This is a genomic window from Microbulbifer mixtoriginis (SeqCode), assembly GCF_052467515.1.
Genome location: NZ_CP174314.1, coordinates 524,805 through 546,978, shown reverse-complemented (window position 1 = coordinate 546,978; position 22,174 = coordinate 524,805). Strand labels below are relative to the sequence as shown.

Genomic DNA, 22,174 nt, shown 5'->3' with positions numbered 1-22,174 from the left:
TTTGCCTGGGGTCCTGATATACAGAAAATAATATAACTAAAATTAGCTATCTTTGCGTAAATGTCGATCAAAGAAATCTCTGATCATTATGTACTGGTGAATCCGAGTTTGTTTACCGCGCAAACTATGCTTCTTGCCAGGGTAGGTCATCAATTCAAACTGCTGGCCATTATCCTGCAGCTGTTTGATCAGTCGGGTGGTGTTAGTAAACAAGACATTATCATCCGCCATACCGTGATAAATCAACAGGGAGCCCTTAAGTCCCTCAGTGTACGGAAAAACTGATGAAGCCTGATAGGCATCCGCATCGGTCTCGGGTTTCCCCATATAACGCTCAGTATAATGGGTATCATAAAGGGACCAATCGGTAACAGGAGCACCGGATACACCTGCCTTAAAATAGTCACCCGCTTTAAACATACTCATAAGAGTCATATAGCCCCCATAACTGTGCCCAAAGATACCAATATTCTCACTATCGACAAAAGGTAGTGTGCGCAAGAATTTCACCCCAGTAACCTGATCTTCAACTTCAGGGCTACCCATATTTTTAAAAATGGGGTTCTCAAAAGTCGTTCCGCGGTTAGCAGAACCTCGATTATCCAGAGAAAAAACGACATACCCTTGCTGGGCCATAAACTGGTTAAAGGCTTTATCCCAGCTATTGGTAACTACCTGAACATGGGGTCCACCATAGACATAAACCATAACCGGGTAACGCTTTGATGCATCAAAATTAGCTGGCTTATAAAGTCGATAATTAAGCTGGTGTCCCAGAGGGGATTCAATGGTACCGAACTCAGGAGTAATCCAATCAGCTTTGTATGGGTGTAAAGGGTGCCCATTAATAACCGCATTTTCTTCCAGCCAGGTCGTTAGTTCGCCACTGGCATTATGCAAGCTTACTTGAGGCGGGGTATTTACACTGGAAAATTTATCGATATAACCCGAGGCATCTTGGGAAAACTCAATATCATGCATTCCCTTCTTGCTAGAGATACGTTGTATCTTTCCATCCCCATTGAATGGCGCTCGATACAAATGTCGCTCTATCACAGTATCTTTACGCCCGGTGAAATACACCAGGCCCTGATTCTCATCAATCGCTTCAACTTCATCCACTACCCAGTCACCCTGAGTGATCTGGTTCAACAATTTACCACTTAGATCATAGAGATAGAGATGTTTAAAACCATCTCTCTCTGAAGACCAGATAAATTGATCTTTATTCTCCAAGAAGTGAAGATCATCACTCAAATTTACCCAGGTATCACTGAACTCAATCAACAGGGTATTACCAGTGTTCGTCTTCAGATCAAAAGCACGCAATTGCAACTTCTGTTGATTGCGGGACTGCCATTGATAAGTCAGTAGATTATCGCGCGCCCACTGCACGCGAGGAATATAAATATCCTGCTCATTACCAAGGTTTACCCAGCGGGATTTACCGGTTTCTACATTCAGAATGCCCAGCTGAATTTTTACATTCGCTCTCCCTGCGGCGGGATAGCGTTGCTGAATCAGGTCAATGCGATCAGCATAGATTTCACTGCGAGTCACCTTATCCACCGGAGACTCATCCACCTGCAGAAAGGCGATATGACGGTCATCTGGTGACCACCAGTATCCGCTCATGCGCCCCATCTCTTCCTGAGCAACAAATTCGGCCATACCATTTTTAATAGGCCCGTGGCCATCACTGGTTAATGCACGCTCTTTACCATTCTTTAGGTCAACAACAAAAATATCCTGGTCGCGAATAAAAGAAACATAACGCCCTTTAGGGGAAACCCGCACATCGGTTTCGAAAGTTTCAGCTTCAGTTAAGCGCCGCGCGGATTTACTATCCAGGCCGTAGTAATAAACATCTCCAGCTAACGGAAATAACAGGGACTTACCATCTTCCGACCAGCTGTATTCCATAATGCCACTGCCATAAATTCGCTGGCGCTCGCGTCGGGCTTTTTCTTCATCGGACAATTCCTCATGACCACTGTGCAGGCTATCGGAATTCACCAGGATACGGGACTCTTTATCGGCAATGTTATATTCCCACAAATCGTAACGGTTATAGTCTTCATCGCGCCCCTTCAGAAAAGTTACCCGACTACCATCGGGAGAGTACTCAAGGGCACGGGGCGCTGTGCCTCCAAGGGCCGGATCGGAGAATATTCGCTCAATAGTCAACGTATCCGCGGAACAGAGTCCCGCAAAGGTTGTACAGCTAAGTAGGGCAAGCAGTTTTCTTTTCATAGAAGGGCTCTTTGTTTTAGTGTTTTATGCTAGGCGCAAATCTGCGTTAAGAAAGGCGTTAAACCACTTTCTCTGCAAGCAACAAAGTCCTTGAATTCTACAATGTAATCTTCAGATAACGGAGGGCATCGAGCTCTCTTTCTGAATTTAACAGAGTGACAATCAAACCTTCTGCAATTGTCCTACTTTACCGTCATTTACTCTGCATCATCGATATTCGCAGTTCCTGAAGACAATCTTGGGGCTGGCTTTTGACGAAACAAAATCAGTAAAAAGAACCAACTTACTTCTTCTATTAAAACAGTTCTCACCTCCCTCCATAACAATTTGCTGCCAAAGATATCCAGGTCGCAGCTCTTCCCAGTTTCCACCGCGAACTCAATCACAATCGATCCATTTACTTATCTAACTCTGAGGGAGACTCTATAGTCGGAGCAGGCAAGTTGATAGAGGAACCATCTCAATATGCGGCGATGAAAAGAGTAGCCCCCCTAGCAAAATAGGTAATTTAAACCAAAAATAACCAATTAAAGAGCACAAAAAGCCTTACATTGATTCAAAATTTCTGAATAAATTTTATTTTGAAAGAGTATTTTCGATTTCAGTAAACTATTGTGTGTGGCCAATGATTAATAGGTCGTCGGGGCCAATCCCCCCATATAAGTAACCTTTTCCTGATCCCTAGCCTAGAAAATACCAAAACAAAACACTCCCTCTTGCATTCCAAGACGATCGGTCATATATTGATCACCAGTTAATAGACGACCGGTCTAATATTTATGGCTCGACCACCTAAAAGCGAAAACACCAAAGAAGCACTGTTAGAAGCAGGTACCGCAATGCTGACCAGCCAGGGATATCACGGCACTGGTATCAAGCAGGTGCTGGATGCAGTAGGTGTACCCAAAGGTTCGTTCTACAACTATTTCCCCAGTAAAGAGGCCTTCGTAGCCAGCATTATTCACCGCTACGGCCAGCAGATTGATGCGGAACTAGCGCAGACGATAATAAACCTGGATCAGGCACCTGGCTTGATCCAGCTCTGGTGCTGCTTTCATAACCGTGTTCAAAACAAAGTAAAAGTTGGTCAGTCTTGTGCCTGTCTACTCGGAGCGATGTCAGCCGAGGTAGCCCAGGCCAGTCCTCTTTGCCGTGAAGCCATTGAGTCTGTAGAGCACAGGTGGCTGGAAAATCTTCAGTCGATATTACATTTGGCCCAAGATCAAGGAGATCTACGCAGTGACGTCCCCGCCGATAACCTTGCGACACTGTGTTATAGCGTTTGGCAGGGCAGTATTCTGCAATACCAGGTATCCGGTGATCCCAATGATTTACTCCGACAGCTACGGACGTTTTTTAGCACCTTGGTGACGCAACAAGGGGGACAAACACTGGCCAGTATTAAAACTTACAGGCAGGACATTCATTTTGAAAAATAGTATCAACGCCTTAAAAAACACCGATCGAGCTACACCTCTCGCTCGTCCACTGAGTATTCTGCCGGGAACCAGTGTGAAAAACCGCTTGTTTAAATCTGCTATGAGTGAGCAATTAGCGGATCCCAATCATGCCCCCACCGAGGAGCTGATTCACTTATATCGCACATGGTCAGAAGGAGGCACAGGTTTACTGGTCACCGGCAACGTCATGGTTGATCGAACAGCTCTTGGTGAGCCGCGGAATGTGGTATTAGACGAGAAGTCGGACCTTTCCCTGTTCCGGAAATGGGCCCAAGCTGGGCGCCAAAACGGTACACAAATCTGGATGCAATTAAATCATCCTGGCAAGCAAACACCCAGCTTTTTAAGTACCGAACCCGTCGCACCTTCTGCAATTCCATTGGCTAATGGCTTAGAGAAGACCTTCAACCGCCCGAGAGAACTCACTGAAAATGAAATAGTAATTATCATTAAAAAATTTGCCTGGGCCGCAGCACAGGCGAAAGAGTTTGGATTTACTGGGATTCAGATACATGCTGCTCATGGTTATCTGATCAATCAGTTTCTATCCCCTCACCACAATCGGCGAAATGATCAGTGGGGAGGTACCTTAGAAAATCGCTTACGATTTTTACGCGAGGTATATAGCGCTATTCGCGAAGCCGTTGGTGAAGATTTTCCGGTAGGCGTAAAACTCAATTCAGCAGATTTTCAAAAAGGTGGGTTCAGTGAAGAGGAATCCATGCAGGTTCTGAAAGCCCTGCAGGATGAAGGTATTAACTTAATTGAAATCTCCGGCGGCAATTATGAAAACCCAAGTATGGTTGGTGCCAATGTGAAAGAAAGCACTATCAAGCGAGAGGCCTATTTTCTCGATTATGCAGAAAAGGCACGTGCACAGTTGCAAATTCCTGTCGTAGTCACCGGTGGCTTCCGTTCCGCAGCTGCCATGGAGGCCGCCCTTGTATCAAATGCCGTGGATATGATCGGCCTAGCCCGCCCATTAGCGGTTGACCCACGGCTATCGCACAAACTGTTATCGGATGGCAACCATAAGATAACATTGAAAAAGCTCACCACAGGTATTCCCAGACTGGATTTTATGGCTATGCTGGATGTCACTTGGTATGAACAACAGCTGGCCCTTATTGGCAAAGGAAAGCCAACGAAACCAAATATGAGTGCTTGGACCTCAGTATTAAAAACGCTGACAGCTGTCGGATTGCTTTCTTTTCAGAGGCGACGAGCCTGATAAAACTTTATTGCGCCTAGGAAAATTATAGTTCCTTACCGTAAATCACAGCAGATAAGTGAGACAATACAAGGACGTACCGCCGCCGGTCAAAACCAGGGTGAGTTCGTGGAAAACAAGTATTTTTAAAAGCCTGTAACAACATTTTGTTGTCAGATTATGACTTTTTTACAGGTCTTTGTGACTGAAGACAACTTCCTAGCGCGTCAGAAAATAAGTCTCTCCAGCTGCCGAGGAGACACTGTGCACCCTAAAATCAAACCTGAAAATCTGCTCTCTATTTCTCCTCTATAAATTGCCATAGAACTATAAAATCACTATATTTTTTAGGCCCTTTTCCCATCATCAAGCCATAGATCATAGTAAAAATAATCTGGGTAGACCTCTACGCATATATAAAACACAGATTTCAAGAGTAACTTATTTAGGTAAGAAGAAAATATCCGGTAAAGACCCCTAAGAAAGAAACACCTTATTGAATTGATTGACCTTAACAATTGTTTACTCTGCTTAACCGACGTTAGTACAGGGCAAAGGTCATACTGGAAACTAATTACTCACAGGATAACAACAATGAAGGCTAACCTCCTCTCTACTATGGGAGCTTCCCTGCTCATCTTCGGCTGTAGCTCCACGCCTAAGGTTCCCACTAACGAATCTTTTGTTGCTGATATCACTGAACTAGGACACAAACGCTTTGTATATAAGGCAAGCCTGAGGGCAGCGCCCCATGACGATGGAAGCCACGGCAGTAAACATAACGGTGGCCCCGGAATGGGCGGTAAGGGTAAACCAGCAAAGGGCAAGCCCAGCTCTGGTAAACCTGGCCACAGTCAATCAAACTCAGGCGATATTAAGAAAATGGCAATGGCGAGGGTGGAACTCCTCATAAATGAAAATGGATTCTGTTCTAACGGCTGGTTCCCGATTGAACAGACTTTCGAGAAAGGCCGGGCAGAGATACACGGTGAATGTCGTGCAGTTGCCGCTCAATCAGATAGGTGAAAGACACCCAGGTAAGCTCGATAAAAAGCTCATGTATTACAACCGGGCAATTATAAAGTGCCCGGTTGCAGCGCAGCTCTAAACGATATGACAGCAGCTTTAGGCAGGAATTTTATCGTTACTCAAGAGGTAATCCGCATGGAAACGCAGGTGCTCCTCAATAAATGAGGCGATAAAGAAGTAGCTATGATCATATCCAGCATGGTGCTCCAGTCGCAGAGGATAGCTACAAGCTTCGGCGGCCATTTGCAGGGCCTCGGGTCGTAACTGCTGCTCAAGGAATTGATCTTCATCGCCCTGGGAGACCAGTATCGGAAGGTGCGTTGTCGCTCGCCCTACTAAAACACTCGCATCGTAACCTTCCCAGCAGGTTGTATCTGCGCCCAGATATGCACCAAACGCTTTCTCTCCCCAGGGGCAAGCGATCGGATTACAGATCGGACTAAATGCTGAAACTGAGGTATATCGCTCAGGGTTACGCAAGCCAATAACCAGGGCGCCATGACCTCCCATGGAATGACCACTGATGGCGCGCTTCTTACTTACCGGAAAATGCCCTTCAATTAGCGCCGGTAATTCAGCCGCTATGTAGTCATACATGCGGTAGTGCTGCTTCCAGGGTTCTTGAGTGGCATTCACATAGAACCCTGCTCCCTGGCCAAGGTCGTAGGAGGGGTCATCGGCAACATCCTCTCCACGAGGGCTGGTATCTGGTATGACCAGCACAATACCCAGCTCTGCAGCCATACGCTGGGCGCCCGCTTTCTGGCTAAAATTAGCATCGGTGCAAGTCAGGCCCGATAACCAATAAAGCACCGGGTAGCGATGCCCTTCTTCGCTGTCTGTACCCTGAGGCAAAAAAATAGAAAACTGCATAGTGCAATTCAACACAGCGGAGCGGTGCCGGTATTCTTGTTGTAACCCATCAAACGATCTGGTGCTACTGACAAGCTCAATTGACATAGGTTATCCCACTCAAACGTTTTCGTAATGAATGACGCTGCGAATACTCTTGCCTTTGTGCATCAAATCAAAGGCCTCATTAATATTATCCAAGGGCATCGTGTGGGTAATAAAGTCATCCAACTTAAATTCCCCGGCCAGATAGCGCTCGACATAATCCGGAAGTTCAGAGCGACCTTTCACTCCGCCAAATGCAGTGCCGCGCCACACCCTACCAGTAACCAACTGGAAGGGGCGCGTACTGATTTCCTGACCCGCACCGGCAACGCCAATAATTACAGACTCGCCCCAACCTTTGTGGCAACACTCCAGCGCAGACCGCATAGTATTTACATTACCAATACATTCGAAGGAGTAATCCACTCCACCATCGGTAAGATCGACAATGACTTCCTGGATGGGTTGTTCATAATTTTTGGGGTTAATACACTCTGTCGCACCGAGTTTTTTTGCCAGGGCAAATTTATCTTCATTAATATCGATGCCAATAATACGCTCAGCACCCGCCATCTTGGCCCCGATAATTGCCGATAGGCCAATTCCTCCCAAGCCAAAGATTGCCACGGTTGAACCCGCTTCTACCTTAGCGGTATTCATCACCGCTCCCATCCCCGTAGTGACACCACAGCCAAGAAGGCAAACTTCCTCAAGTGGCGCCTCGGGATTAATCTTCGCCAGGGAGATTTCCGGTAATACCGTATACTCAGAAAAAGTGGAGGTGCCCATATAGTGATAGATGGGCTTTCCATTGATCGAAAAACGCGTGCTGCCATCCGGCATCAAACCCTTACCTTGGGTTGCTCGAATTTTTTGGCAGAGGTTCGTTTTGCCAGACAAACAAAACTTACATTCGCCACACTCGGGGGTATAGAGCGGGATAACATGATCCCCAACCGCCAGGCTGGTAACTCCTTCACCCACCGACTCCACAACACCCGCTCCCTCATGGCCAAGGATCGCGGGGAAGACACCCTCCGGATCCTCCCCCGAAAGTGTAAAAGCATCGGTATGGCAGACCCCGGTAGCCGTCAGCTTGATACGTACCTCGCCTTTTTGCGGCGGCATCACCTCAACTTCCTCGATAGAAAGCGGCTCGCCCGCTTTCCAGGCCACAGCGGCTTTACAGCGAATCGTCTCTGCACCCATGGTGTTATTCCTTACTGGTCGTTGTTTCAATCAACAGGTGCCCAGCATAGCCTGCCAGTATTTATGAGGCAAAAAGGGAAGGACAAAATAGGATACTGAAATCAGGTGGGACACTGCCGGGTAAATACCCTTTGAAAAACCTAGAAGTAAAAATCAATGTTGTAGCTTGCGCCACTGTAAGGGGGAATTCCCATGCACAGTGCGAAAAGCTTTGGAGAAGGCACTGGTATCGGTATAACCAAGGCTCGCCGACAGTAGAGCAATATCAATATTTGAGGACCGTAAATGCCATCGCGCCGTTTCCATGCGCGCTTCTTGTAAAAGCTGCTTGAAAGAGGTGCCGGCAGCACGTAAATGGCGCTGCAAAGTGCGAACAGGGGTATCCACCAGTTGGGCAACCTGTGCCAGGTTATGCTGTTGGGCCCCCAATGTCTGCAAGATCAGCGTCCGCACTTGACTCGCTATATCCCCCCTTTGCCCCTGAATGAGCAACTGGGTAAATTCCTCAAAATATTGCACCAATCCCTCACTAGCCGCATTCAAAGGCCTTTCTAACACTTCAGCATCAAACACGAGACAATCATATTCCTTGGCAAAAAATACCTCAGCTTCAAAGTACTCACGGTAACGCTGGAGTGAAGAAACCGGTACATGGCAAAAATGCACTTGGCGCGGGCGAATATCCGTTCCAGCCAACTCCCTAAATAGCCTGCAGGCGGCGCCCAAGGCCAGCTCGCTGTACTGCTCAGCTACTCCGAGCCCTTCATAATGGCTAATGCGATAAGCGTAGAGTCTGCTATCGCGCTCAATTATTCGCCAGTGATCAGCCTGGTTGTGTAATACCATGTAGCGGTGGCTGGCACTCAGCGCGGCATCCAGGTCTTTCTCTTTGAGCACCAACTTACCCAACACTCCAAGCATACGCAGGCCCTGCTGCTCCGCCAGCCGCAAGCCAAAGTCATTGCATTGCAGCTCACGCACACACAGGTTTAACAAGTCGATCAGAGTAGAGATTGGAATCAAGATATCCGGGCGACGCATACAATCCACGGGTAGGCCAACCTCAGCGAGCAAATCCGAAGGTATTCCGCCCAACTGGGGAACCAGAGTGTTGAAACCCGCGAGGGTGCCGCTGCGAATTTCATAGGTGGGGCTCATCAATCCATCTCCACTGCCTGTCACAGCTACAACCACGGCCATAGCCAGGCGCACCAGCTAGCATTGGGATCTACGGCCAATGCCAGGCGGTTAAAGTCCTAGGGAAGTATCCCAGGGATGATAACAGGGCAAATTTATTCCAGTAATCTTCACAAGACTGAAATGTGATAGGAAACCACCCTTCCCTTCGTAAACTAGTCCTGTATCTAAGGCTGGCAATCAATAGAGTTTCAACCAATTTTCTTGACGAACTTAGTCAGGATAACGATACGCTGCCCCTCGACACGCCCTTCAATGTGTTCTGGGTTATCCGTTAAACTGATACCACGAACTGCAGTACCGCGCTTGGCCACCAAACTGGCCCCTTTTACATCCAGATCCTTGATAATGGTCACACTATCACCTGCCTGCAGTTGCACGCCGTTGCTGTCGCGGTGAACAAGAATGTCGCCCGCTTGAGGTAGTGCGCCGGCTTGGGCCCAGTTAAGAAGATCGTCATCAAGGTAAAGCATGTCTAGTAAATCCTGCGCCCAGGTTTCCGTAGACAGGCGCTTGAGAAGCCGCCAGGCCAAAACTTGCACCGCCGGCTCTTGGCTCCACATGCAGTCAGATAAACACTGCCAATGAGCGCTGTCGAGTTCGGCTGGATTGTTCAGCTGATCGCGGCAGGTCTGGCACAGGAGTAAATGGCCCTCCGTCCCGACAGGGGACTCCGGCAGTTCATAAGCTTCCAAATTATCCTGAGCTTTGCAGAGTTCGCACTGACCACCACTGCGCTGAAGCAGCTGTTCCTGACTGACCGCCATGGATTACCTCAAAAAGTGCGGAGTATACGCCCTCACTCGCTAATTCGTGCAACCCTACCAGAACCTATGAATCAATAAGAAAGTAAAATAAGACTGGGCCCCATCGGAGAATTCCCCTCACAGGGCCCAGAAAAATAAGTTAAGCCCCATAATGGGGCTACGGAAACTAGTGGTGAGCCGAAACCGCAGAGGCGAAGTGACCACCCTGCTTACTGGCAATGGCTGAGGTGATATCGCCGAGACTGAGAATGCCGACCATGCGCTTCTCACTATTTAGAACTGGCATTCGCCGTAGCAGCTGCTGTTCCATTTTGTGTACTGCGGAGAGTAGGTCATCCTCTTCCCAGCACCACTCAATGCCCTCAGTCATTACATCACGGGCAGTTAGGGAAGAAAGATTGCCTCCCTGCACAACACCGCGACATACGATATCTCGGTCGGTCACCATACCCACTAATCGATCGTTTTCACCGATGGGAACCGCTCCGATATCCTCGTCCCGCAGGATTTTTGCCAATTCCTGTAGAGAGGTATCTGGTGTACACCAGGTCACACCCTGGTGCATTGCCTGTTTCACTTTCATTTGTTTACCTCAACTAATACTGAAAACATACTTTTAAAGCGACGGAAGCCCGTCGCATGAAAAAATCAGTGCACTTCGATACGCTTTCTCTGTGGCGGATGTCCTTCATGTCTGGGGACAGTCAGAGTCAGAATGCCATCTTTGAAATTCGCATCAATTTCATCTTCTCGAACATCCTCCCCCAGATTAAAACTACGCAGGAATTTGCCATAACGGCGCTCTTGTCGCAGAATCCGGCCATTTTTTTCTTCCTTGATCTCGCGATGTACTTCCGCCTCTAGGGTTAAAACTCCATTCTCCAAAGTGATATTGATATCATTCTTACCAACACCGGGCAGTTCGGCACTGATTTCATATTTGTTTTTCCGTTCACTCACGTCGATACGTGGTGAGAAAAATCCCTCCCTTTCACTGCCGATAGCGCGGCCAGGTGACAACATCTGCTCAAACATATTATCCAGATCCAGCAGGGAACCTCTGGGTATCAGACTCATACTTACAACCTCCATCTACCGCTATGTCGTAAGAGGCGCAAGCTAGACCCATGGATCCGGCTTGCGCCTCTCACATCTTGATTTCATTCTAGGTAATCTCACGCCATTCGGTAGGAATATGTGCCTGCAATAACCATCACAAAAGGCATAAAGACAACTGTGAATATTTAGATTTCATCTATTTAGAAAATCTATAACGCTCTACGAAATGAACCGAAAAGCATCGCAGGCAAATCCCACTCCTCTATCCACAATTAACTCTCCAATATTCTGGAAAATGAAAAAAATCAGATAGTTACCCAATTAAATCCAGACAGATAGTGGATGGCGCTGAAATTAACTAGGATAAGAGAGAGTAAAAGAATGAGGATACGCTCATGGCTTTAGCATGGGTTCTTGTGGCCAACCAATCGCAAGCCAGAATATTTGAAGCACAAAAACGCGCCGGCAACCTCCATGAAATTCAAGCCCTACTCCATCCAGAATCCCGACTATCAGGACGCGAAATAGATAGCGATGCACCTGGACGCAGCTTCGACAGCTACGGCCAGGGCCGCCATGCGATGGGAAATTTTGCAAATCTACACCGCCGCAGTGGTGAAGATTTTGCCAAGAAAATTGCCCATACACTGGAGCGTGGGCGCCAAGAAGGCCGCTTTGAAAAGTTATATATTGTGGCTGAACCCTATATGGTGGGGAGCTTGCGCGATGCATTGAAAACGCCTACTCGTGCCACCGTTGCCGGAGAGACCGGTAAGAATCTGGTAGAAAGCCAACCAGAAGAAATTCGTGCTCAGCTACCCATCTGGCTTTGATTGATTCCTCATTGAGGAAATCTGTTGGGAAGGCGGGGCTGAAAAAACAGCCCCTCAAGCCTTCTTAAGTAGCATTCGCCATAAAAATAGCCTGCGCCTCTTAAGCCCCTTTAGAATCACTCAATAGGTTTCCGATCAATTGATCCTTATCCTGCCAAAGTTTATACACCCAATGATTAAATTCAGCACGAAATACCTGGTCATTCATATAATCAGCCGTGAAAAATTTATCTGGTATGCGAATCTGCTCCACCCGAACGACTACGCGTTTCACTTTTCCCGCAAGGAAATCCGCAAATGATGGGATACCATCTGGGTAGACAATGGTTACATTTAACAGGCGGTTAAGTTGCTCCCCCATACTTTGCATGGCAAAAGCAATACCACCAGACTTGGGCTTGAGCAAATAGTTAAAAGGGGAACCCTGCCTATCATGCTTTTCCTGAGTAAAACGCGTACCTTCAAGGAAATTCATAATACTGGTGGGAATTAATTTAAAGCGCTCACAAGCCTTTTTGGTCGACTCCAGATCTTTGCCGCGCATTTCCGGATGCTTCTCCAAATATGCCTTGCTATAACGCTTCATAAATGGAAAATCCAGAGCCCACCAACAGATCCCCATTACAGGAACCTTGATAAGCTCCTGCTTGATAAAAAATTTCAGGAAAGGGATTTTTCGGTTAAAAATTGACTGTAGTACAAAGATATCCACCCAACTCTGGTGATTGGAGGTTACCAGATACCAGCCATCTTTTTTCAGCTCCCCTCCAATTTTCACATCCCACTCTGTCTTTTGCGTAAGTTTCATCCAGCCTTTATTCATGGTAATCCAGGCTTCAGCAATCGACATAAAAATGGATGTGTAGATTTTGCGCAGCGCTGAAAATGGAAAAATCAATCGCACTACTACAAAAAACAAAATGGGAATAAAGCAAAGGATTGTGCTGATGACCAGCAACACCGAAGCCAATATCAACAACACTGCCGAGGGAAGAAAATTTAACATCTTATGCTTCTAAAATAGTGGTAAAAGAGATTCCTAACGGACGCCTGAGAAAACCGTTTTTACATAGTAAACTCTGGCGCCCACATTCTTATTCTTATTCAACAACTCACAGATTCACCAGCCTAGAGGTTAGCCACCTCAATCATCATCGCCGTATACATTTTTAGGTTCAGCCGAAACTGTTCAACGGTAATAAATTCATGTTCCGAATGCCCGGAATAAGCAACTCCAGGCATAGAGGGCCCAAAGCTCACAGCATTAGGTAATAGCTTGGCATTGGTGGAACCACCAATCGCGACCGGCTCAGCCTTTTCCATACCGGTGAAATGACGAAAAACTTCTAGCAAAGGTTTCACGTGAGGAGCATCGTCGACTCGGTAGGGGTTCCCCAAAATCACTTTTGTATCTGCCAATGTGATACCCGAAAGTTCCTGCCACTCGGCCAAGGTAGAGTCAATCTCCTTTTCTAGCTGCGGGGCTGTTTTACCTGTGGGGCGACGCAGGTTGAGGTGGCTGATCAGTCCAGATTCAGTCTCTTTCACCATGGTGACAGCCGCCGTCATTGGACCCATAAATGCATCGCGATAAGCGATACTGCCAAACTTCTCAGCCAGGACCCCTGTGCCCACCAAGTCATTCAGATAGCGCACCGTCGCACCAGCGTCATTGGCGGGCCAATCGTACACACTGAGCGCATCCGCAAGATAGGCGATCGCGTTTACCCCATGTTCAGGCTCTGAGCTGTGGGTAGCCACACCGCGAGCCACTACCTCTAAAAAGCCATTACCGCTTTTAAACTCATATGAGACAAGCTTGTTCTGAGCGGCGCGAGCGCGGATAGCCGAAACTAGCTCAGCATTAACATTTCCCAACAACGCGCGCGCCTCATCCGGCACCTGGCTACGAAAATAGCCACCTGAGAAACTTTTTATATAAGGCTTATCGAAGTTCGCTGCCAGTACACCAGCAGTGGTGACCTGCACCTCACTCCAGCCCTTCTCGGCAGTCACTACCGGATAATTAGCGTCGATGGTGATGTTGTAGGCAGGGATAGGATAAGTTTTCAGGAATTCCTTGAGGGGCTCCCAGTCAGACTCTTCCGCCAAATAGACCAGAAGTTCAACCCTGCGCTTCATGGGCACCGCCTGATCCTTAATCGCTTTCATAGCATAAAGGGCCGTAGCGATCGGACCTTTATCATCCTCACTGCCACGGGCAATCAGCTTGCCTGACTCACTTTCCGCATCCAACACAAACGGACTTTTCTGCCACTTGGATGGGTTGGCTGGCTGGACATCCCCATGGGTAACAATTCCCACTTTCTCTGTCCCCTCACCCAGGGCAATTACCACCACATGACCGAAATCCTGATACTCCAGCCCCAGCTCCCGAGCCTTATCCTGTAGAGTGTCCTTGAAGCCTTTAAACTCAGGGTTGCGTTCCAAAGGCAGGTCTTCGCGAGCTACCGTTTCAAAGCGTACCAAGTTCGCTAAGGTCTCAGTCATGGCTTCTTCATATTTTTCAACTGCATAGTCAGAAGTCTCCTGTGCCTGAGAAGACACACCAGCGACAACAGGTGCTGACAGGGTTGCAGAGAGAAACAGCGGTAAAAGAGCATTTCGTAACTTCATAAGCACCCCAGGTAAATAAAAGTGCCATTGTACATCTCCAGCCAATGGCATGACCCACCAATTCATCCCAGTCTCTGTGTTAATAATCTCCAGTCACAGTTTCCTGAGCCGAGCCTATACCAATGCTCCACTGCTAAACTAATATCCTGGCAATGTAATAGGTGTTCCCAGGCCTCCTCAATCAGAACCACTTTAATATTCCTACAATTGAATAAATCTGGCGATAATTCACGGCTCGATTGGATCATAGCCAGCAAATGTGACTTCACTTATCACTTGCCAAGCCTATAAGCCACTTATAGTGGTTTTTCAGGGTTGCTAAAATTTGGGGAGCTTAACGCGAGGCTGGAGCAGCGCATGACCACGTCCAATGGCAAACATTTCCATCGCAAGCAATGGCTGAGTGTCCAGCAGGCCGTCAGCCACTTGAGCGCCCTAGCGGAGGAACCCCTAACCAGCATCCATCTTGCAGATTTAGCCGAGGAAAAGCTCCTCGATCTCTACTGGTATCGTCCGGGGCAGAAACTGATCTTTCTCAATCGCGAGGGGCAGAGGGAATTGATTGAGCCACTGCGCCTGTGCTCAGAGAACCGCAGTGACTGGCGGGCCCTTGTCGGTATCTTGCGACACAGCCCCGCCCTACCCGCTTATGAGCAAGACACCCCTCTACTCGAGGACGCCGAGGGCAATCGCCTGCGTATCACATTTGACTATCATCAACGCCCTGAGCCCTTCAGTGGCCGCTGGTACCCTAGCCTGGCAGAACTGGTATTGAAGCGCAGCGACTTGGAGAGGCTAGAGCCACGGCTGTTCTCCAGCCAGGAAACTGAAGACAAACTGGAGCGGCAGTTAATGCTCGACGTGATCTGGCAGCTTGAACAATTAGCCCTGGACCGCGAACATCACTCCACCAGCTGGCTGGCTGAGCAGCTGGCACAGCGATCTACAGCCCTGGACAGAGGGGCCTGCGAGCGGATTCTTCTTGCCGCAGAACGTGAGGGTAATCGGAGCCGCCACCACTAACAGCACAATTTTTGCGCTTTCTGTCTCTTTTATTCGTCACCTGAGCCTTATTGATCTCTCTCGCAAAGATTCCCTTCAGCCATTGGTCATAGACAACAAAAACGATACCCTAGCGCCAAGTTATAATCCGCTAACGGGGTGAGTGCGAATGTAGCCTCTCCAGACCTTCTTCAAGCAGAAAGAAAAACCCTGGCGGGATTCGAGGCTAATCAAATCAGCATACTAAAGCCTCATCAATTTACCCGATCAATAAACACACTTGGAGAAAGAGCTTGCAAGCTCGTAACAACCAAAATAACTACGGCTGGGTCGCGATTATGCTGCACTGGCTAATGGCCCCAGCGATCATAGGCCTCTTTGTGCTCGGCTGGTGGATGCGTCAGCTGTCCTATTATGACCCCTGGTATCAGCAGGCCCCCAGCATCCATAAAGGCATAGGTATTTTGCTCTTGATTGCTCTGGTGCTTCGTTTACTGTGGCGTTCAGTGAATATCACCCCCAGGGCTGCCCCAGGAACACCTCGCTGGCAAGCACTCACTGCCAGTGGCATACACAACCTCATCTACCTGCTTCTATTGGCCATTATGCTATCGGGTTACCTGATATCGACCGCCGATGGACGCCCCATTGATGTATTCGGTTGGTTTAGCGTAGCGGCTACTATCCAAGACATTCCCAATCAGGAAGATATTGCCGGGAGCCTTCACGAAATTCTGGCCTGGACCCTGATCATCCTGGTCAGCCTTCACGCCCTGGCGGCATTGAAGCATCATTTTTTCGACAAGGACGTAACACTTCGCAGGATGCTTGGACTATCTGGCATGCCGACCCGTCCGAATAAGCAAAATACAGTTACAACCACAAAAAAGGAAATCTCCCTATGAAGAAGCTCACCGCCCTTCTTTTCGCTGCCCTGCTCGGCACCACAGCCCAAGCGGCGGAATATAAAATCGATACCAAAGGCGCCCATGCCTTCGTCCAGTTTCGCATTAAACACCTGGGATATAGCTGGCTCTATGGACGCTTTGACGATTTCAACGGTTCATTCTTTTATGATGACAAGGCACCGGAAAAATCTACTGTAAACGTCAATATCGACGTAACCAGCCTTAACAGTAATCACGCCGAGCGCGACAAGCACCTGCGCGGTTCCGACTTCCTCCACACGGAAAAATTCCCCACAGCAACCTTCAAAAGCACCAGCTTTGAACCAACAGAAGACGGAAAGGCACTGCTGAAAGGTGAGCTAACCCTACGTGGGGTAACCAAGCCGCTAACTATCGACGTTACCAATATTGGGGGCGGTAAGGACCCATGGGGTGGCTACCGTCAGGGCTTCAGTGGCACTGCAGAGTTTGATCTGAAGGATTTCGGTATCGACTACAATCTGGGCCCAGCCTCCCAGAAGGTTGAAATGATTCTGGATATTGAAGGCATCCGTATCTAAACCTATTTAGAAACTCTTATTCCTTTGACAGCCCGATTTACAACAAATCGGGCTCCTATCCCTCAAATACCCATTTAACAGCACTTGGCAGAAACTGCCGCAAAAATGGCATTTTTAAGCGCTAGCAGATCCATTAGATTAGTGCCAAATGGCCTTCAGCTCCCTAAAGCTAATACCTAAAGAATCTCTCGGCTCTCGCTAAATACTGGAGAAAAGACATCTGGCAGCTAGCCCAGATGGCAGTAAAGAAACTGAAAGCACTTAAAATTTTAACCAGTTCACAATTAGTAAGCACAAACTATTACGCTACTTTTGACGACAGCAAAGTTTTTCAGTGAAAATAGCAACCATTAGTAGTAGCAGTGATTACAATCATTCCACAGTAGGTATAAAGAACCTCAAACTTATTTACAGCCAGACTTCTAGTGAGCGCCCACTTCTCCCTTAGAGGGGGAAAATAGCCAGACTCTCTTGGCCTTGTAGAGCGAATCTCAAAGAATCTGGACAATAGCACTTGTAGGTTACTTTTATTGCTGCCGAGTGAGCAATCCCATCTGCAGCATTGAACTGCCAACAATTCTGGCAAGCAGCTCTAGCTCAGCGCCCGACGCAACCCGGAGAAAAAGGACAAGATAATGGCTTGCTTACAGCATCCAGATAGGGACCAACCCGTATACCTGATGGCACACCACACCATCGGCCGCCGTCAAGGGGCCGTGGATACCCGTATCACCAGTGCCGAAATCTCTGGTATTCACGCGGCCATTCAGTGGACCGGCACGCATTGGAATATTCGCGATCTTAGTCGCAATGGAACCTGGCTAAATGGCCAGCAACTGGTTCCAGCCAAGAGCTACCCATTGCAAACCGGCGACAAGATCTGTTTCGGGCGAGTCAATAACCCCGCTTGGATTGTCGAGAATCTCGACGCCCCAGAAAACTTGTTGATTGACCTGAAGACTGGTGAAGCCCAGCTATTGGAGCAATACCACCTGCTACCGGACGAGAGCGAGCCCCTCGCCAGCTTGCATTTCAGCCCCGTTACCGCCCAATGGCAATACGAGTTTACCGGTAGCACCGGCGAAGGGGGCAGCAAAAGCATGGTCAATCATGGGGATCGTATTGATTGCGGCCTGCAGAGCTGGCAACTGTTTCTCGCCGACAACCAAGGGGCAACCAAAGAACTCTCTTTACAGCAGTTATCCATTACAGATTTCGGCCTGCGCTTCTCTGTCAGCTCCCACGAGGAACATGTACAACTGCAGCTGCAGCGAGAGGGTATGAAGCAGTCCCTGCCCGCACGAATTCACAACTACCTGCTGTTATACTTGGCTAGAGCACGCTTCCGTGATATGCAAAATGACATGGATACAGATTCCCAAGGTTGGGTTTCCATTCAGGTAGCCACTCACGAACTGGGTATCACCGTCAACCACCTGAACACCCAGATTTTCCGCGCACGCAAGCAAATCTCTGAATCCTTGCCAGATGCCGTAGATACCTCAAACTTAGTAGAGCGACGCTCCTGGGAAATCCGCCTGGGCTGCCACCAGTTTGAAATCTATAAAGGCACTCAATTGGAATCGAAGACCGAGCTGCAGGAAGCGTAATTTGGGGCTTAGGCCTTATCGCTATTCGTAGCTCAAAAGAATCGATCCGTACGTATAGCAATCACGCTTAAGGTACGGATCTTATGCCCCCCTTTGTTTGCCTTTATAAGCAGTAAAGCCATTCATGTCACATATGACTTTCCGCCAGGGTGGACTCACCAAAGATGTTAGAGTACTGAAACTCCAGCGCTTTTCCTCTGAAAATAAAGACTTTGTAGACATTAGGCAGTCACTTTTTGCAACCGATAGCAATCCAAAAGAAATGGAATAACGTGAACCATTTCCTCTGAAATGGAGACAGATAGCTTCACGAAAATGTACTATCGGGTAGAATCCCCTATCCATCCGAAAAGAACTAAATACAATGGACGTAGTTGCGCTGGAGAAAGCTGAGGTATATCAAGGTCGCTATAGGGTAGAGCGCACCCTTGGCGCCGGCGGTATGGGTGTTGTTTATCTGGCTGAAGACGTAAAGCTGGGGCGCAAGGTCGCCATCAAGCAGCTGCGCTCTGATATGACCGGCAACTCTGCCGAAGCCCGTTTTCGCAGCGAAGCGCAATTATTAGCCAGACTGAACCACCCCAACATTGTACGTCTGTACGATGTTCTGGAGGAAGACCACAATATTGCCCTGGTTATGGAGTTGGTTGAAGGGGTTACCCTCAAAGAGTGGATGCGTGAGCGCAATGCCACGCTAGCTGAGAAACTCGATCTGCTGATGCAGATCTGCCAGGGATTGGGTAAAGCCCACTGCCTGGGAATTATCCACCGGGACTTAAAGCCCGAGAATATCCTTGTCACCAATGATGGCGTAGCCAAAATTACTGATTTCGGAATCGCCAAAGCCCTAGACTGCGACCAGCAACTTACTAGGGAAGACCATATCGCTGGCAGTGTACAGGCCATGTCTCCCGAGCAGTTACAGGGTACAACCCTGGATGCCCGCAGCGACCTGTTTAGCTTGGGCAGTATTGCCTATGAACTCTTATGTGGACGTAAACCCTTTGAGCGTGGTGACAAGAGCGCACTGGCTTTTGCTCAGCAAATTACCAGCAAACCCCATATTCCACCGCAACAGACTTGGCCAGAAATACCCAAGCCACTCGCTGCATTGTTAGACAGATTACTTGCTAAGCGCCCAGAACAACGCCCTGAGTCAGCAGAAAGGGTCTCAGAGGCTCTCGAACTGGTGCGAAAGCATGGTATTGATGCGAATACCCAACAGTATTCTGAGACGGTCACCCAACTACTGATTAAGCCTCGCAAAAAAAACAAGCTTGCATCTAAAGTCTTTGCCTTTGCAGCTGCATTAGTAATTGCCGCATACCTAGGCTGGCAAACTTTCATGCAGTTACCAGCGCAGTATATCGCGGTTCTACCCATTGAACTGAATGGTGAGGTAAATGGGGGGAATGACGCAACGACTCTTGTCAACGCCATGGTACGCCAGGCTCTTATGAGCACTCCTTCAGGCCTCAGATCTAGCGCCTTGGTCAGCCACTCCCCCCAAGCTGGCAGCTCTCTAGAAGAACAACTCCAAGAACTCAGAGACAAAGGTGTCACCGACGCTCTTCAAGCACGAATAGACTGTATGCAACAGCGTTGCAATATTGAACTGCAGAGGGTCGACCCCCTGGATAGCCAAATTAAAAGTCAAAGCAGCTTTGTTTTCCTCAGCGAGGAACGCCAGGAGGCCCAGTATATCATCCGTAATGCCGCGCTAGAGCTCTTCCCTACAAACTACAGGCAGGAGAATACCAGCGATATACGGATGGAGCCCACCGATTATAGGCAATACCTTACGATTCTAGCCAAGCGCGGCAATAGCGAGCCAATGTTGCCCTCTGACTTAGAGGCAACAGAGGAACTGATTTTTAAATATCCAAGAAATATAAATCTCTATTCTTTATATTCCTGGGAAGCAGCGACTAGGTATATGGCCACCAATAACACAAAGATTCTTACAAGAGCCTTGAGAGTTCTTGCTAATGCAGAAATTCCAAATAAACATCAAACTGCCTTACTTGAGGCTAAGCTATTAATCCAATCAGTTGGGCCCGATGGAAAAGGTTTTAAGGCAACCCTAAAGAAACTACAGGCAAAGGGGCACCCTTCCGCCCACCTGCTTGCCCAATTCTCGCGCTTTCAATATATGCAAGGAAACTATTCGCAAGGTGTAGCCTATGCCAAGCAAGCAGCAGCACTCCGCCCATCGGCTCTGAATCGATACCTTATCGCGATAAATCAATTTTCGGCAGGGGACTATATATCCCCAAGGTCGGTACTAGAGCAACTTCTTCAGGATTCCCCCAAGTACTATCCCGCCTACGCCCTCCTCGGGGCTATTGAGCTGGAAAATGGTAATTTACAACTTGCCGAAAAAGCAATCTTATCGGTTCCTAAAGATGCTCGCAGTTGGCGGACAAACTCTAACTTAGGAATCATCTTCTTTCTTCAGAAAAAATACCTGAAAGCCTTAGAAGTTTTCAAAAGAATCCTAGACAGTTCCCCTGACAATATACATATTTCTTTCCAAGTTGCTGAAACTTACTTAATGCTTTCAGACAAACATAGTGCTGATGAAGCATTTGCAAAAATTATTACCCTGACGGAAAGAAACGATGATATGCGCTCCAGGCAATTCCGCGCACAGGCCCTTGCTTATCTAGGCAATACTTCTGAATCCATATTCTTAATAAAAGAGCTCTTAAGAGAATCTCCAGATGATACTTTCGTAAAGTATGCTTCGGCACAGGTGTATTCTCTCGCTAAAGAGTGGCAATCATCTAATTACCATCTAGAGCAACTTCTTAATCAGGGAATGGGGGCAGAGTGGTTCGCGTTACCCGCTTTTCAGCGACTCTGCACCCAGTATCAAACGTCTACCAGAGTGAAAGAGGCTATTTGTCCTTAATTCTCAGTAGGCGGGAGCGGGTCAACCCCTGTTTGCGGATCACCTGAAACAAAGTGCATCCCAGTTGCCGGATCCACACACATCCACAGGAAATTAAACCGATCCGGGATTCGGTCATGATCTCTGATTTTAATTACCAGCTTAGTGTAGTCCCCATCTACCTCCCTCGCACGTGCACGGAATTGATGACGAAAATCGGGAGTTAAAGCGATAATACCGTCCAACTTATGGCCTTGCTTGTAGCGAACAAATTCCAACTCACGCCCTGGAACTTCAGATAAATCCAGGGTGATTTTCAGTGTAACCACACCACCCTTATGGGTTTTGAAAAGCATATTGCCAAAATGCTCTTCTGGATTATCGGCATTAAACAGCGGCCAGTACTGCGGCTCACCATCTTTTTGCTCTCTGGGCCGTAAAACCAGACCCAGCTTCAAGCCCTCTTCAGGTACCTCGCACTCCAGTACGGGTAAGTCGGCACAAGTGCTCATCGTTCATCCCCTTGTAAGCATTTGTTATTTGGTGTCATTCAAAGACGCTTTTACTCGTGTAAAATACGTCTGTGACTGCGTCATGATAACCAGTTCAGCTCTGAAAAAAAGCCGGCAGTATAGCCACTGCCGGCCCGG

General features: G+C 48.0%; 19 protein-coding genes. 9 read left to right on the top strand and 10 right to left on the bottom strand.

All coding sequences use genetic code 11. The features are described from left to right. Positions 1-42 precede the first annotated feature (42 nt). Positions 43-2,253 (bottom strand): DPP IV N-terminal domain-containing protein, encoded by a 2,211-nt coding sequence (locus tag ACJJIT_RS02180; protein WP_444899827.1) that lies wholly within the window; start codon positions 2,251-2,253, stop codon positions 43-45. A gap of 779 nt (positions 2,254-3,032) precedes the next feature. On the opposite strand from ACJJIT_RS02180, the gene ACJJIT_RS02175 reads away from it, so the two are divergent. The 3 genes from ACJJIT_RS02175 (at position 3,033) to ACJJIT_RS02165 (ending at position 5,949) form a co-directional block, all read left to right on the top strand. Next, positions 3,033-3,692 carry a TetR/AcrR family transcriptional regulator gene (locus ACJJIT_RS02175; protein ID WP_444899826.1) on the top strand — a complete coding sequence of 220 codons (660 nt, stop codon included), beginning with the start codon at positions 3,033-3,035 and terminating at the stop codon, positions 3,690-3,692. Beyond that, positions 3,682-4,944 (top strand): NADH:flavin oxidoreductase/NADH oxidase family protein, encoded by a 1,263-nt coding sequence (locus tag ACJJIT_RS02170; protein WP_444899825.1) that lies wholly within the window; start codon positions 3,682-3,684, stop codon positions 4,942-4,944. Before ACJJIT_RS02175 ends, ACJJIT_RS02170 begins: the two co-directional genes overlap by 11 nt. 573 nt (positions 4,945-5,517) lie before the next feature. Next, positions 5,518-5,949 carry a hypothetical protein gene (locus ACJJIT_RS02165; protein WP_444899824.1) on the top strand — a complete coding sequence of 144 codons (432 nt, stop codon included), beginning with the start codon at positions 5,518-5,520 and terminating at the stop codon, positions 5,947-5,949. Between the two features lie 99 nt (positions 5,950-6,048). Here ACJJIT_RS02165 and fghA read toward each other — a convergent pair whose 3' ends face one another. From fghA to ACJJIT_RS02135, 6 genes are all read right to left on the bottom strand, one after another. Continuing rightward, on the bottom strand, positions 6,049-6,912 hold the full coding sequence (fghA, locus tag ACJJIT_RS02160) for an S-formylglutathione hydrolase (RefSeq protein ID WP_444887199.1): 864 nt from the start codon (positions 6,910-6,912) through the stop codon (positions 6,049-6,051). 12 nt (positions 6,913-6,924) lie between these two features. Continuing rightward, entirely contained in the window at positions 6,925-8,058 is a 1,134-nt protein-coding gene (locus ACJJIT_RS02155; RefSeq protein ID WP_444899823.1) for an S-(hydroxymethyl)glutathione dehydrogenase/class III alcohol dehydrogenase, read from the bottom strand. Positions 8,059-8,211: 153 nt separating this feature from the next. Continuing rightward, positions 8,212-9,258: an AraC family transcriptional regulator gene (locus ACJJIT_RS02150; RefSeq protein ID WP_444899822.1), complete on the bottom strand. Its 1,047-nt coding sequence runs from the start codon at positions 9,256-9,258 to the stop codon at positions 8,212-8,214. 188 nt (positions 9,259-9,446) lie between these two features. After that, positions 9,447-10,022, bottom strand: a complete 576-nt coding sequence (locus tag ACJJIT_RS02145) for a PhnA domain-containing protein (protein WP_444899821.1) — start codon at positions 10,020-10,022, stop codon at positions 9,447-9,449. A gap of 166 nt (positions 10,023-10,188) precedes the next feature. Next, positions 10,189-10,605: a CBS domain-containing protein gene (locus ACJJIT_RS02140; RefSeq protein ID WP_252083319.1), complete on the bottom strand. Its 417-nt coding sequence runs from the start codon at positions 10,603-10,605 to the stop codon at positions 10,189-10,191. Between the two features lie 65 nt (positions 10,606-10,670). Beyond that, a complete protein-coding gene (locus ACJJIT_RS02135; RefSeq protein ID WP_444899820.1) occupies positions 10,671-11,099 on the bottom strand; it encodes an Hsp20/alpha crystallin family protein in 429 nt (142 codons plus the stop codon). A gap of 377 nt (positions 11,100-11,476) precedes the next feature. On the opposite strand from ACJJIT_RS02135, the gene ACJJIT_RS02130 reads away from it, so the two are divergent. Continuing rightward, a complete protein-coding gene (locus tag ACJJIT_RS02130) occupies positions 11,477-11,914 on the top strand; it encodes a host attachment protein (protein WP_444899819.1) in 438 nt (145 codons plus the stop codon). 100 nt (positions 11,915-12,014) lie between these two features. On the opposite strand, the gene ACJJIT_RS02125 is transcribed toward ACJJIT_RS02130, so the two are convergent. Continuing rightward, positions 12,015-12,920: an acyltransferase gene (locus ACJJIT_RS02125; protein WP_252083322.1), complete on the bottom strand. Its 906-nt coding sequence runs from the start codon at positions 12,918-12,920 to the stop codon at positions 12,015-12,017. A gap of 122 nt (positions 12,921-13,042) precedes the next feature. Then, positions 13,043-14,551 (bottom strand): dipeptidase, encoded by a 1,509-nt coding sequence (locus ACJJIT_RS02120; protein WP_444899818.1) that lies wholly within the window; start codon positions 14,549-14,551, stop codon positions 13,043-13,045. 357 nt (positions 14,552-14,908) lie between these two features. Here ACJJIT_RS02120 and ACJJIT_RS02115 point away from each other — a divergent pair, with 357 nt between their 5' ends. The 5 genes from ACJJIT_RS02115 (at position 14,909) to ACJJIT_RS02095 (ending at position 21,545) form a co-directional block, all read left to right on the top strand. Further along, positions 14,909-15,574, top strand: coding sequence for a hypothetical protein (locus tag ACJJIT_RS02115; protein ID WP_444899817.1), 666 nt, complete (start codon positions 14,909-14,911; stop codon positions 15,572-15,574). Between the two features lie 272 nt (positions 15,575-15,846). Then, positions 15,847-16,458 carry a cytochrome b gene (locus tag ACJJIT_RS02110; RefSeq protein ID WP_444899816.1) on the top strand — a complete coding sequence of 204 codons (612 nt, stop codon included), beginning with the start codon at positions 15,847-15,849 and terminating at the stop codon, positions 16,456-16,458. Further along, complete coding sequence (locus ACJJIT_RS02105) at positions 16,455-17,021, top strand: YceI family protein (protein ID WP_252083326.1); 567 nt, start codon at positions 16,455-16,457, stop codon at positions 17,019-17,021. Before ACJJIT_RS02110 ends, ACJJIT_RS02105 begins: the two co-directional genes overlap by 4 nt. A gap of 635 nt (positions 17,022-17,656) precedes the next feature. Further along, positions 17,657-18,631 carry an FHA domain-containing protein gene (locus ACJJIT_RS02100; protein ID WP_252083327.1) on the top strand — a complete coding sequence of 325 codons (975 nt, stop codon included), beginning with the start codon at positions 17,657-17,659 and terminating at the stop codon, positions 18,629-18,631. A gap of 364 nt (positions 18,632-18,995) precedes the next feature. Continuing rightward, positions 18,996-21,545 (top strand): protein kinase domain-containing protein, encoded by a 2,550-nt coding sequence (locus tag ACJJIT_RS02095; protein WP_444899815.1) that lies wholly within the window; start codon positions 18,996-18,998, stop codon positions 21,543-21,545. On the opposite strand, the gene ACJJIT_RS02090 is transcribed toward ACJJIT_RS02095, so the two are convergent. Continuing rightward, positions 21,542-22,036: a hypothetical protein gene (locus ACJJIT_RS02090; protein ID WP_444899814.1), complete on the bottom strand. Its 495-nt coding sequence runs from the start codon at positions 22,034-22,036 to the stop codon at positions 21,542-21,544. The two genes, ACJJIT_RS02095 and ACJJIT_RS02090, sit on opposite strands and share 4 nt — an antisense overlap. Between the last annotated feature and the right edge of the window lie 138 nt (positions 22,037-22,174).